This is a genomic window from Shigella sp. FC1567 (genome assembly GCF_001743015.1).
GTDB lineage: Bacteria > Pseudomonadota > Gammaproteobacteria > Enterobacterales > Enterobacteriaceae > Escherichia > Escherichia coli.
The window spans coordinates 1-13,042 of sequence record NZ_MIIV01000030.1 but is presented as its reverse complement, the minus strand read 5'-3'; the positions used below and the strand labels follow the sequence as shown (position 1 = coordinate 13,042).

Below are 13,042 nucleotides of genomic sequence, written 5' to 3'. Positions count from 1 at the left end.
CTCCACCCCGCGTCACCGTAACTGCTTTACGTTCATCAAATTTTAATTGGTTGCGGGGGCCGGATTTGAACCGACGACCTTCGGGTTATGAGCCCGACGAGCTACCAGGCTGCTCCACCCCGCGTCCGTGGATGCGCACTATACTCCGCTCGCGTTTTCATGCAACCTTTTTTTTACCCCGATCACGGATTTAGCATGATTTTGAACAAAAACAAACCACTAAAGCCTATTTTTTGTGCAAAATTTGCGTCAGGGAGAGGCTGCTCATTTCATTAAACGCGGCGGTTTGTTATCTTCGTTGCGCCTTATTTTTTAACCTGAAGAAGAGAACAATGAAAGGACGTTGGGTAAAGTACCTTCTTATGGGCACGGTTGTGGCAATGCTTGCCGCCTGCTCTTCCAAATCAACCGATCGCGGACAGCAATATAAAGACGGGAAATTTACCCAGCCTTTCTCTCTGGTGAACCAGCCAGATGCCGTTGGCGCGCCGATTAACGCCGGTGATTTTGCCGAGCAAATTAACCATATCCGTAATTCGTCACCGCGTCTGTATGGCAACCAGAGTAATGTTTATAACGCGGTGCAAGAGTGGCTGCGCGCAGGCGGTGATACCCGCAATATGCGCCAGTTCGGCATTGATGCCTGGCAGATGGAAGGTGCCGACAACTATGGTAACGTGCAGTTTACAGGCTATTACACGCCGGTAATTCAGGCGCGCCATACCCGCCAGGGCGAGTTCCAGTATCCTATTTACCGTATGCCGCCAAAACGTGGTCGTCTGCCGTCTCGTGCGGAGATCTACGCGGGGGCATTGGGCGATAAATACATCCTCGCTTACAGCAACTCTCTGATGGATAACTTCATTATGGATGTGCAGGGTAGTGGGTATATCGACTTTGGTGATGGCAGTCCGCTTAACTTTTTCAGCTATGCAGGGAAAAACGGTCATGCCTATCGCAGCATTGGTAAGGTGCTGATCGACCGTGGCGAAGTGAAAAAAGAAGATATGTCGATGCAGGCGATTCGTCATTGGGGCGAAACACACAGTGAAGCCGAGGTTCGCGAGCTGCTGGAACAGAACCCGTCTTTCGTCTTCTTTAAACCGCAATCTTTTGCACCGGTGAAAGGGGCAAGTGCGGTGCCGCTGGTTGGCCGTGCTTCTGTTGCCTCCGATCGTTCAATTATTCCGCCAGGTACTACCTTGCTGGCAGAAGTGCCGCTGCTGGATAATAACGGCAAATTTAACGGTCAGTACGAATTGCGTCTGATGGTGGCGCTGGATGTCGGTGGCGCAATCAAAGGCCAACACTTCGATATCTATCAAGGGATCGGGCCGGAAGCCGGACATCGCGCAGGTTGGTACAACCACTATGGACGTGTCTGGGTGCTGAAAACCGCCCCGGGCGCAGGTAACGTCTTTAGCGGCTGATGTGTTATTCTGTATACCGTTTTTACGGATACGACAGGGTGAGGGATAACCTCACCCTTTTTAATTCTGAGGTGCTATGTCTGTGGTAATTAGTGATGCATGGCGTCAGCGTTTTGGTGGCACAGCGCGTCTGTATGGTGAAAAAGCGTTGCAACTGTTTGCTGACGCGCATATTTGTGTGGTTGGTATCGGTGGTGTCGGTTCCTGGGCGGCGGAAGCGCTGGCGCGCACGGGGATTGGCGCAATCACGCTTATCGATATGGATGATGTGTGCGTCACCAATACCAATCGGCAAATTCACGCTCTGCGCGATAACGTCGGGCTGGCAAAAGCGGAAGTCATGGCGGAGCGCATTCGCCAGATTAACCCGGAGTGCCGTGTAACGGTGGTGGATGATTTCGTGACGCCGGATAACGTAGCGCAATATATGAGTGCCGGTTATTCGTACGTGATTGATGCCATTGATAGTGTACGACCCAAAGCGGCGCTGATTGCTTATTGTCGGCGCAATAAAATCCCGCTGGTCACGACCGGTGGCGCGGGTGGGCAGATTGACCCGACGCAGATTCAGGTTACCGATCTGGCGAAAACGATTCAGGACCCGCTGGCGGCGAAGTTGCGCGAGCGCCTGAAAAGCGATTTTGGCGTAGTGAAAAACAGTATAGGTAAGCTCGGCGTGGATTGCGTGTTTTCTACTGAAGCGCTGGTGTACCCGCAGTCAGACGGTACGGTGTGTGCGATGAAAGCCACGGCAGAAGGGCCGAAGCGGATGGATTGTGCATCTGGATTTGGCGCGGCAACGATGGTGACCGCCACCTTTGGGTTTGTTGCGGTTTCTCATGCGCTGAAGAAGATGATGGCGAAAGCAGCGCGTCAGGGTTAAACAATCAGGTCGGATGCGACGCGAACGTCTTATCCGACCTGGTTCTGTGCTTAAACCTGCTTCGCCGCAGCGATAATTGCCTCGCTTAACGCATTCAACCCCTGGCTGCGTGAGGCGCTAAGCTGCCCACGCAATCCCAGCTCATCAAACAATGCCAGCGGCGACTGTGCCTGTAATTCGGCGGCGGTTTTCCCCTCAACGGCAGTCAACAACACCGCCAACAGGCCGAGCACAATGCGCCCTTCGCTGTCGCCAAAGAAGTGCATTTTACCGTTTTCAGCCACGGTATATCCCAGCCAGACGCGGTTTTCGCATCCGGCAATCTCTTTAGCCTGCGCTTTTAACTCGTCTGGCAAAGCCGGAAGCTGTTTCCCCAACATGATCAACTGGCGATATTTATCTTCCCATTGCGTCAACGGTGCGAAGGTATTGCGTAACGTTTCTGCGGTTACGGTTGTGCCGAACGGATGTCCGGCGAATTGCGGGTTTGTCATTAATCCACCAATAATTCCAGCGCGCGGTCAACGGCATTCACCAGCGCATCCACATCACTCTTTGTATTATATGGCGCAAAAGAGGCGCGCAGTGTGCCGGTTACGCCTAATTCTGCCAGTAGCGGCTGAGCACAATGTTGCCCGGCCCGCAAGGCAATACCGTACTCCGCCAGTAGCGTCACCATATCGCTGTGATGAACGCCAGCAAAATCAAAGGCCAGCAGGCTGGAATCCTGGCAGCGGAATGAACGAAAGCCTGGACGTTTCGCCAGCGCATCTTCCGCCAGCGTTGCTAAGCTATGGCTCCAGTTTTCGGCCTGGTTGATATCGTAATCTGCCAGCCATTCCAGCGCCGCGCTTAATCCTATGACACCAGCCACATTTGGCGTTCCTGCTTCCAGTTTCCACGGCGCAGATTGAGTCGTGAAGCCGTCAAAACTCACTTCGTGAATCATTTTGCCGCCACCCAGCCAGGGCGACATCGCTTCCAGCAGTTCTGATTTGCCATACAGCACGCCGATACCCGTCGGGCCATACAGTTTGTGACCAGAGAAAGCATAGAAATCGATATCCAGTTGCTGAACATCCGCGGGGAAATGCACCGCCCCCTGAGCACCATCAACCATCACCACCATCCCTGCTGAATGAGCAAAGGTAATCGCTCGCGCCAGATCCGGGCAACCGCCAGTAACGTTCGACATCTGACTCAACGCCAGAATCCGACTACGGGGAGTAATCAGTTCTGGCAACAAATCGACATCCGGCAGTCGCTGCGCATTAAGCGGCAATTTCACCACTTTGGCTCCAGTTTGTTGGGCGACCATCAGCCAGGGGACGAGGTTGGCGTGGTGTTCTGCCACGCTGACAATAATCTCATCGCCCGGTTGCAGACGCGGACGCGCATAGCATTGTGCCACCATGTTGATGGATTCAGTGGTGCCGCGCGTCCAGACGATAGTTTTATCATCCGGTGCATTCAGTAATTGCGCCACTTTCTCTCGTGCAGCTTCATAACGCGCGGTCAGGCGTTGGGCTTCGGCAAACTGGCTGCGATGGACGTTTCCGGCGCTCAGGCTGTAAAACTGTCGAGTGGCTTCAACCACGGCTTCAGGTTTAAGCGCGGTCGCGGCGCTGTCGAGATAGACGCCCGCATCCTGTAGTGCGGGAAACTGGGCGCGAAACTGCGCGGGATTAAAAACGTTCATGGTACTCCTCGGCTTGATGCACCGATCGTGACGCAAAATTCACTTTGATACAAGGAGAGTGCTAACCATCAGAATTATCTGGATATCCTGGCGAAGCCGCGTAAGTAACATATGCTGAATAGTGTTAGGCGTTAATTTTAGCCTGTTAATCAATACTATTAAGATTTATTAATCGCTTTAAGGAGAAGATGATGAAAAAGACTGCCGCAATTATTTCTGCCTGTATGCTGACTTTTGCCCTGAGCGCCTGTTCCGGTTCGAACTATGTGATGCACACCAATGACGGACGTACCATCGTCTCTGACGGCAAACCACAGACTGATAACGATACCGGTATGATTTCGTATAAAGACGCTAATGGCAACAAACAGCAGATCAACCGTACTGACGTGAAAGAGATGGTCGAACTGGATCAGTAATTCGCGATCGCAAGGTAAAAAAAAGCACCGCAATTAGGCGGTGCTACATTAATCACTATGGACAGACAGGGTAAATGTACAGGAAGTGAAAAAAGGTAGCTTTGCTACCATGGTCTGAATCGCAGACCAATTGCAAACACAACAACACAACATCACAACCGTAAGCCAAAAGTTCACCAGAACACGCATTCCGATAAAACTTTTCGTTCCGGCTCAGGAAGTGCCGCCACTATAGGTATTTGCTGGTAGAAGCTCAACGGACAATTTATAATGGCTCAGATTAAAAAAACTAATAGGTTACATAGTGTGATCTAATTGTTAAATTCATTTAACATCAAAGTTTAATAGCCATGTCTAAACGATTACCACCGCTAAATGCCTTACGAGTTTTTGATGCCGCAGCACGCCATTTAAGTTTCACTCGCGCAGCAGAAGAGCTTTTTGTGACCCAGGCCGCAGTAAGTCATCAAATCAAGTCTCTTGAGGATTTTTTGGGGCTAAAACTGTTCCGCCGCCGTAATCGTTCACTCCTGCTGACCGAGGAAGGGCAAAGCTATTTCCTCGATATCAAAGAGATATTTTCGCAATTAACCGAAGCGACGCGTAAACTCCAGGCCCGTAGCGCCAAGGGGGCGTTGACGGTCAGTTTACTCCCCAGTTTCGCCATTCATTGGTTGGTTCCGCGACTTTCCAGCTTTAATTCAGCTTATCCGGGAATTGACGTTCGAATCCAGGCGGTTGATCGTCAGGAAGATAAGCTGGCGGATGATGTTGATGTGGCGATATTTTATGGTCGGGGCAACTGGCCGGGGCTACGGGTGGAAAAACTGTACGCCGAATATTTATTGCCGGTGTGTTCGCCGCTACTGCTGACTGGCGAAAAACCCTTGAAGACACCGGAAGATCTGGCTAAACATACGTTATTACATGATGCTTCGCGCCGTGACTGGCAGACATATACCCGACAGTTGGGGTTAAATCATATCAACGTTCAGCAAGGGCCAATTTTTAGCCATAGCGCCATGGTGCTGCAAGCGGCTATCCACGGGCAGGGAGTGGCGCTGGCAAATAACGTGATGGCGCAATCTGAAATCGAGGCCGGACGTCTTGTTTGCCCGTTTAATGATGTTCTGGTCAGTAAAAACGCTTTTTATCTGGTTTGTCATGACAGCCAGGCAGAACTGGGTAAAATAGCCGCCTTTCGCCAATGGATCCTGGCGAAAGCCGCTGCTGAACAAGAAAAATTCCGCTTTCGTTATGAACAATAATTTACGTAGGGTACGACCATGACCAGCCGTTTTATGCTGATTTTCGCCGCCATTAGCGGCTTCATTTTTGTGGCTCTGGGCGCTTTTGGCGCGCATGTGTTAAGTAAAACCATGGGGGCCGTTGAGATGGGCTGGATCCAGACGGCCTCGAATACCAGGCGTTTCATACGCTGGCGATCTTAGGTCTGGCGGTGGCAATGCAGCGTCGCATCAGTATCTGGTTTTACTGGAGTAGCGTTTTCCTCGCGTTAGGCACGGTGTTGTTCAGCGGCAGCCTTTATTGCCTGGCGCTGTCCCATCTGCGTTTGTGGGCGTTTGTCACTCCGGTTGGCGGCGTGAGCTTCCTCGCGGGCTGGGCGTTAATGTTAGTTGGTGCTATCCGTTTAAAGCGCAAGGGCGTAAGTCATGAATAAGGTTGTATTGCTGTGCCGTCCGGGCTTTGAAAAAGAGTGCGCCGCAGAAATTACCGATAAAGCCGGCCAGCGGGAAATTTTCGGTTTTGCCCGCGTGAAAGAGAATTCGGGTTATGTCATTTATGAATGTTATCAACCTGATGATGGCGATAAGTTAATCCGTGAGCTGCCGTTCAGTTCATTAATTTTTGCCCGCCAGTGGTTTGTGGTGGGGGAACTCCTGCAGCATTTGCCGCCAGAAGATCGTATTACCCCCATTGTCGGCATGTTACAGGGCGTAGTAGAGAAGGGCGGTGAACTGCGTGTTGAAGTTGCCGATACCAACGAAAGCAAAGAGTTGCTGAAATTCTGCCGTAAATTTACTGTTCCGCTACGCGCTGCCTTGCGCGATGCCGGGGTGCTGGCGAACTATGAAACGCCGAAGCGTCCGGTTGTGCATGTATTCTTTATTGCACCAGGCTGCTGCTATACCGGTTACTCATACAGCAACAATAATTCGCCGTTCTATATGGGCATTCCGCGCCTGAAATTTCCGGCAGAGGCGCCGAGTCGTTCCACGCTCAAACTGGAAGAGGCATTTCATGTGTTTATTCCTGCGGATGAGTGGGATGAACGCCTGGCGAACGGGATGTGGGCGGTGGATTTAGGCGCTTGCCCTGGCGGCTGGACCTACCAACTGGTGAAGCGCAACATGTGGGTTTATTCCGTCGACAACGGCCCGATGGCGCAAAGTCTGATGGATACCGGGCAGGTGACGTGGCTGCGGGAAGACGGTTTCAAATTCCGTCCGACACGCAGCAATATCTCCTGGATGGTATGCGATATGGTTGAAAAACCGGCTAAAGTTGCGGCATTGATGGCGCAGTGGCTGGTTAATGGCTGGTGCCGTGAAACCATTTTCAATCTCAAACTGCCGATGAAAAAACGCTACGAAGAAGTATCACACAATCTGGCGTATATTCAGGCACAGCTTGATGAACATGGCATAAATGCTCAGATTCAGGCGCGGCAGTTGTATCACGATCGCGAAGAAGTGACGGTGCACGTCCGCCGCATCTGGGCTGCGGTGGGTGGTCGTCGCGACGAGCGATAACAGGCAAGGCCGGGGCGTCGTCTTCGGCCTGCTACCCTTTCCGTCAGGCTGTTACCAAAGAAGTTGCAACCTGGCGCTCATCAGAAATAATGTGCGTTACCTCATCCAGATGCCCGATGCGGGCTTCCCCTGAACGATTAAATTTACTTTTATCAATCAATAACAACGATTGCGCGGCACGTTTTAATAGCATCGATTTGTAATCAGCGTTGATCGCATTGGAGTCCCACAGTGCGCCGCTGCTATCGATCCCTTCACAAGAAAAAATAAACAGATCGATTTCCAGCGATTTAAGTTGGGAAATCAGCGAGGGATTGACGTAACAGCCATATTTGCGCTCAAGTGTGCCGCCGGAACTGATCAGTTGAATGCGTTCGCGTTTACCGAGTTCATAGCAAATCGGATGGCTATTGGTGAAGACCTGAATGTTGATGTCAGGCAACTGGCGTGCCAGATACCAGCAAGTTGAACTGGCGTCTAAGGCTATCACCATCCCTTCTTCAATCCACGCGAGCGCCTCGCGCGCGATATCTGCTTTATGCGCATAATGGCTTTTCAGCCTGATGTGAAAGGGATCGCCACTGTCTTGATTTTGACGGTGGATATATTTAGCGCGTCCATGATTGCGCAGAATTTTACCCTGCGTCTGTAATTCATTGAGATCGCGACGAATGGTTTCTTTACTGACCTTTAGCTGTTCAGAGAGAGCTTCCGTGGTCAGGCTGGTATGGTTCAGCAGCAGGTCGACTATCGCTTGCTGGCGTGCCGCTTTCATATTTTTCACCCCATCATTCGATAACCGCCCGCGTCATGCGGGCGTACCGGTATGAGATTACGGTGTTACCCCTTTTTTTAAAAGAATATTCCCGTACTTCGCTCGTTCGCCTGTGATAACGATCGCAAAGGCTTTTTGCGCCCGTTCATAAAACGCAAAACGATTGATGCGGATGATGTCAGGACACGGGGCTTGTAGTGAAAGCGCATTACGGTAACGTCGTTCTACTTCAGGATCGAGAGTGTCACCTTCTACCGCCGCCATCATCACCAGCGGCGGTGCATAACTGTCCAGTTCAAATAACGGGATAATCGCCTGGAGCAAGTCGCTCACCAACAGGCCATCAGCGCGGATCACCTGCGGTCCCATCGAATGGGCGGGAAAGTGAGCATCGGAAAAAATAATTTCATCTCCATGTCCCATCTCTGCCAGCACTTTCAATAGTTCGGGAGAAATTAACGGCGAAATTGTTTTCAGCATTTCACACTTCCTCTATAAATTCAGGTTCAGTTTGCGGGTAGAAATAACGGTACTGATAATGAATCTGTGCGCGGGCTTCTTCAGGGCTGTTAAATTCCCCTACGCCATACCAACCGAACAGCGCAGCTCCTGCGACGGTCGTTTCGGCGTCGTCGAGAACTTTTACCGGAATATCAAGCATATTGGCTTTAATCTGATTCCACAATGTGTTGCGACTTCCTCCACCGACTAACAATAATTCAGAGGCCTTAAAGTGCCCGATTTTTTCCAGCATCTGTAGATTGCGCTGTAATTGCGCAGTTAACCCTTCCAGCGCCGCGCGATAGAAATGCCCCCGCGTGGTATTAAGCGTCACTCCTTGCCAGCCAGCGTTCTGACACGACAATAAATCACACTGCATTTTTACGCCATCCGCGCTAGGCGCGATAAGACGAGCTTCTTCAATCAACATTTGCCAGGGTGTTTCAGCCGTCCAGAACAGTTTTCTCACCCATTCCAGCACGCCGGATGCCAGCCATTGCATACCTGGGTTATACAACCCTGCCTGGCTATCCAGTTCGCAGGTGGAACCGGCGTACTGACTTAACAGCGAAGTATCAACCTGGGCGCTACGGACCATTAAAATTTCCCATGTACCGGAAGAGAGCACGGGTTCATTTTGGTCGGCACCAGCGCCAAAAAGGGCGAACTGGGTATCGTGACCTGCGGAAATCACCGGTATGCCAACGGGTAAGCCGAGCATTGCTGCGGCGCTGTTCTGTAGCGTACCAATCTGTTCACCCGCTTCCACCAGACGAGGGAAGAGTCGGCGTGGAATACCAGTGGCTTGTAAAATTTGCGGACTGAAATCGCGTTGCTGGATATCCAGCATCTGGCTGGTTCCGGCCATCGTGATATCAGTAGTGAATTCGCCGGTTAAACGGTGGTTAATCAGCGACGAAATAAAGAACCAGGCGTGCGTGCGTTCCAGCAGTTGTGGATGATTTTCTTTCAACCACACCAACTTATATAACGTATTGAAACTAAAGGCTCCGACGCCAGAAATAGCCTGCAACCGCTGTGCGGAGATCAACTGTTCAATATTGTCCATAACCGCTGCTGTTCGCGGACATTTCCAGCTAATGATCGGATAGAGCAGATTGCCTTGCTTATCTACCAGAGCGCCATCCACACCAAAGGTGGTGACGGCGATACCGCGGATGTGGCATTCAGTCAGTTCACTATTGATTTGCCGACAGCAATCAGCAAAGCGTTGCAAAATGGCGTCTAAAGACCACTGGTGCCAGGTGTTGTTTTCCATCGCGATATCGCTGGCATTAGGCGTTGAGGCGCGGGCAACAATTTTTCCCTGCCGATTAACCGCGATGGCCCTGACATTGGTCGCGCCACAGTCGAGTACCAGGATAACTTCTTGTTTCATAATCGCTCCTGCAATACTTCAATATCCATGCCGTGCGCAGCCCAGGCAGAAGGACGATACACTTTGGTCTCTTCAACGTTGTGCATACATACCGGGATACGCAGCATGGAGGCGAGAGTGATAAAGTCAGCGCCAACGTGGCCGATGGTCAGAACCCCATGGTTAGCGCCCCAGTTCGCCATTACCGAGTACACATCCGTAAACGGCCCTTTACCGGTGAGGCGCGGTGCAAACCAGGTGGTTGGCCAGGTTGAGTTGGTGCGTTTGTTGAGGATGTCATGCACATCCTTCGGCAATTCCACGCTCCAGCCTTCCGCGATTTGCAGTACCGGTCCCAGGCCTTTGATGATGTTGACACGAGTCATGGTGAACGGGACGCCGCCTTCGGTAAGGAAGCGGGAAGAGTAACCGCCGCCACGGAAGTATTCGTGGATCGCCGGGCACCATTCGGTAGCGGCGAGGCAAGCGTCAGCCTCTTGCTGAGAGATTTCCCAGTGCGGCTTCATCGTCGGGTTACCTTCGCTGTCGCGTTGTTTACAGGAACCGTCCAGCGCAGCAGAACCTGAGTTGATCAAATGGATGATGCCGTGTTCTGCCAGTCCATCGAGTTTATGCCCCGTTACACGCTCAATTGCTTCTGGTGACCAGTAGGTACGCACATCGGCAAATACCTGAGCGGTGCCGGTGAGCTGGTGACCCATTAGCATTGCCACGCCGTTAAGACTGTCGTTTTCGGTCGCCACGACAAAGGGTTCGCGCACGCCATTCCAGTCAAATGAACTGTTGAGGATCGCTTCGGCGGTGTCACCATTGGGATATTGATCGGTCCAGTGACGTTGCCCCTGGAAGCCCGCAGCGATGGCGTTGTAGCCAAGTGATTCTTCCACGCGACCAATATCGGCCAGTTTGCTGTTGCCTTGCATCATGTCGCGGATACACATCGCCATCAGTAAACTTTCGCGCAGAACTGCGCGGCTTTGCTCGGCATTGCGTTGATACTGTTTGTTATTTTCATCTTCGCCATAGCGGAAGTTTTTATCAGCCCAGGCCAGTGCCATTTCCAGTTCGGCTTCGTCGTAAATCTTCTGATCGATACGGCGACGCAGTTCGGTCATATCCACCGCCTGGACTTTCATTCCCAGCCAGGATTCAAAGAAGTTGTGATCAACGATGGAACCGGCGATACCCATCGAAACGCCGCCCAGCGACAGATAGCTTTTACCTTTCATGCTGGCGACGGCCAAACCGGCGCGGGCAAAGCGCAGCAGTTTTTCTTCAACATCGGCAGGAATCGATGTGTCATCGGCATCCTGAACGTCATGACCGTAAATGGAGAATGCCGGGATGCCTTTCTGGCTGTGAGCTGCCAGAGCCGCTGCCAGGTAAACAGCGCCGGGACGTTCAGTGCCGTTAAAGCCCCAAATGGCTTCGGGCGGGTTGGATCCATGTCGATGGTTTCACTGCCATAGCACCAGCAAGGCGTTACCGTAATGGTGAGGCCTACATTCTGGCTGCTGAATTTTTCTTCGCAAGCAGCGGCTTCAGCCATACCCGCGATACAGGTATCGGAAATGACACACTCGACGGCAGCTCCGCAGGCATGGCGCAGTTTCTCGGTCAGCAGTGCGGCCGTAGCTTTCGCCATATTCATTGTTTGTTCTTCAAGCGACTCACGAACACCCATGCGACGACCGTCAATAACCGGGCGGATACCAATTTTCGGTAAGCTGATTTTTTTCATTACAGATTCCTCACTTTATTCGGAAAATATGTTCAGTTAGTTGCCGTTTGAGAGCGGAAACGGGCAAAGATAAAGATGACCGCGAAGCAGAGTGCGGGGATCAGTTCAGCAGTGGGGATGTTGCCCGCCGCGTCACTGACAAAACCCATGACCGGAGTGACAATACCGCCGCCAATAATGGTCATAACGATGAAGGACGAACCGTATTTGGTGTCCTGGCCGAGATTCTTAATGCCCAGCGAGAAGATTGTTGGGTACTGAATCGACATAAAGGCGCTGCATAAAGTCAGGGCTATTAAGCCCACATGACCGCCAGCGAAGGCTGAGATCAGGCACAGTGCCATAGCGATTAATGCGTAGGCGGCCAGGACTTTGTGTGGTGCGAAGCGACTGATGAGCCAGGTACCGGTGAAACGACCAATAAAGAAGCACACCATGGTTCCGGTTAAATAGTTAGCGGCAAAGCCTGCAGTCATACCTGGAATTTCTTCTACAGCGTAGCGAATCAAATAGCTCCAGCAGGCCGTTTGTGCGCCAACGTAGCAGAATTGCGCTAATACTGCCCAGCGCCAGTGGCGAATACGCGCCAGGCGAGAAAGCGATGCGGAGAACGATCCTTGTTTGGCGTCACTGTGATTATCACTCTGCAATGCCGGGAATTTCGTCAGCATGATCAGCAGGGCGACCAGTAACACGATAGCCACGATGATCATATAAGGTGTCTGTACCGATAATACCAGGCTGTGTTTATACGCACTCAATTGCTCTGGAGACATTTTATCGAGAACGTCTTGCGATTGATGTGGCACGTTAGACAAAATAAGACTTTGCCCAAAGACAACCGCGATAATTGCGCCAAACGAGTTAAATGTTTGCGCAAGATTTAAGCGGAAGTGACCACTGCTTTCCGGCCCTAATACCGTAACAAAAGGGTTTGCGGCAGTTTCCAGACAACCTAATCCGGCTGCAATAATAAATAGGCCAACTAAAAATAAGGTGTAGTTCATTATTTCTGCAGCGGGCCAGAATAATGCAGCGCCCAGGGCATATAAAAATAACCCAGTAATAATTCCGGTAATGACTCCAACTTACTGATAGTGTTTTATGTTCAGATAATGCCCGATGACCTTGTCATGCAGCTCCACCGATTTTGAGAACGACAGTGACTTCCGTCCCAGCCTTGCCAGATGTTGTCTCAGATTCAGATTATGTCGCTCAATGCGCTGAGTGTAACGCTTGCTGATAACGTGCAGCTTTCCCTTCAGGCGTGATTCATACAGCGGCCAGCCATCCGTCATCCATACCACGACCTCAAAGGCCGACAGCAGGCTCAGAAGACGCTCCAGTGTGGCCAGAGTGCGTTCACCGAAGACGTGCGCCACAACCGTCCTCCGTATCCTGTCATACGCGTAAAACAGCCA

At 51.5% G+C, this 13,042-nt stretch carries 10 protein-coding genes, 1 tRNA gene and 4 pseudogenes; 6 read left to right on the top strand and 9 right to left on the bottom strand.

Annotation, left to right across the window (positions count from 1 at the left end):
* Positions 1-47: 47 nt before the first annotated feature.
* Positions 48-124: transfer RNA gene (locus BHE85_RS02590), tRNA-Met, on the bottom strand.
* A gap of 208 nt (positions 125-332) precedes the next feature.
* Here BHE85_RS02590 and mltA point away from each other — a divergent pair.
* Positions 333-1,430, top strand: coding sequence for a murein transglycosylase A (gene mltA / locus BHE85_RS02585; protein WP_000678655.1), 1,098 nt, complete (start codon positions 333-335; stop codon positions 1,428-1,430).
* Between the two features lie 76 nt (positions 1,431-1,506).
* A complete protein-coding gene (gene tcdA, locus BHE85_RS02580) occupies positions 1,507-2,313 on the top strand; it encodes a tRNA cyclic N6-threonylcarbamoyladenosine(37) synthase TcdA (protein WP_000117723.1) in 807 nt (268 codons plus the stop codon).
* A 50-nt stretch (positions 2,314-2,363) separates the two neighbouring features.
* Here the strand turns inward: tcdA and csdE are convergent, their stop codons facing one another.
* Both csdE and csdA read right to left on the bottom strand, forming a co-directional pair.
* Positions 2,364-2,807 carry a cysteine desulfurase sulfur acceptor subunit CsdE gene (csdE, locus tag BHE85_RS02575; RefSeq protein ID WP_000184257.1) on the bottom strand — a complete coding sequence of 148 codons (444 nt, stop codon included), beginning with the start codon at positions 2,805-2,807 and terminating at the stop codon, positions 2,364-2,366.
* Entirely contained in the window at positions 2,807-4,012 is a 1,206-nt protein-coding gene (gene csdA / locus BHE85_RS02570) for a cysteine desulfurase CsdA (RefSeq protein WP_004985928.1), read from the bottom strand. Before csdA ends, csdE begins: the two co-directional genes overlap by 1 nt.
* A 191-nt stretch (positions 4,013-4,203) precedes the next feature.
* Here csdA and BHE85_RS02565 point away from each other — a divergent pair, with 191 nt between their 5' ends.
* The 4 genes and pseudogenes from BHE85_RS02565 (at position 4,204) to rlmM (ending at position 7,205) form a co-directional block, all read left to right on the top strand.
* A complete protein-coding gene (locus BHE85_RS02565; protein WP_000750398.1) occupies positions 4,204-4,431 on the top strand; it encodes a YgdI/YgdR family lipoprotein in 228 nt (75 codons plus the stop codon).
* Positions 4,432-4,781: 350 nt separating this feature from the next.
* Positions 4,782-5,699 carry a glycine cleavage system transcriptional regulator GcvA gene (gene gcvA, locus BHE85_RS02560; RefSeq protein ID WP_000044401.1) on the top strand — a complete coding sequence of 306 codons (918 nt, stop codon included), beginning with the start codon at positions 4,782-4,784 and terminating at the stop codon, positions 5,697-5,699.
* An 18-nt stretch (positions 5,700-5,717) separates the two neighbouring features.
* Positions 5,718-6,112 (top strand): annotated as a pseudogene (locus BHE85_RS02555) (DUF423 domain-containing protein).
* Positions 6,105-7,205 carry a 23S rRNA (cytidine(2498)-2'-O)-methyltransferase RlmM gene (gene rlmM, locus BHE85_RS02550; RefSeq protein WP_001045538.1) on the top strand — a complete coding sequence of 367 codons (1,101 nt, stop codon included), beginning with the start codon at positions 6,105-6,107 and terminating at the stop codon, positions 7,203-7,205. The pseudogene BHE85_RS02555 and the gene rlmM overlap by 8 nt, the downstream one beginning before the upstream one ends.
* Before the next feature lie 43 nt (positions 7,206-7,248).
* On the opposite strand, the gene fucR is transcribed toward rlmM, so the two are convergent.
* The 6 genes and pseudogenes from fucR to BHE85_RS02520 all read right to left on the bottom strand — a co-directional run.
* Positions 7,249-7,980: an L-fucose operon activator gene (gene fucR, locus BHE85_RS02545; protein ID WP_005008091.1), complete on the bottom strand. Its 732-nt coding sequence runs from the start codon at positions 7,978-7,980 to the stop codon at positions 7,249-7,251.
* Between the two features lie 57 nt (positions 7,981-8,037).
* Positions 8,038-8,460, bottom strand: a complete 423-nt coding sequence (gene fucU / locus BHE85_RS02540) for an L-fucose mutarotase (RefSeq protein ID WP_000920840.1) — start codon at positions 8,458-8,460, stop codon at positions 8,038-8,040.
* A gap of 1 nt (position 8,461) precedes the next feature.
* A complete protein-coding gene (gene fucK / locus BHE85_RS02535) occupies positions 8,462-9,880 on the bottom strand; it encodes an L-fuculokinase (RefSeq protein ID WP_000808385.1) in 1,419 nt (472 codons plus the stop codon).
* A pseudogene (gene fucI, locus BHE85_RS02530) lies at positions 9,877-11,621 on the bottom strand (L-fucose isomerase). The gene fucK and the pseudogene fucI overlap by 4 nt, the downstream one beginning before the upstream one ends.
* Positions 11,622-11,653: 32 nt before the next feature.
* Positions 11,654-12,694, bottom strand: a pseudogene (fucP, locus tag BHE85_RS02525) (L-fucose:H+ symporter permease); the annotation flags it as partial.
* A 15-nt stretch (positions 12,695-12,709) separates the two neighbouring features.
* Positions 12,710-13,042 (bottom strand): annotated as a pseudogene (locus BHE85_RS02520) (IS1-like element IS1X2 family transposase); the annotation flags it as partial.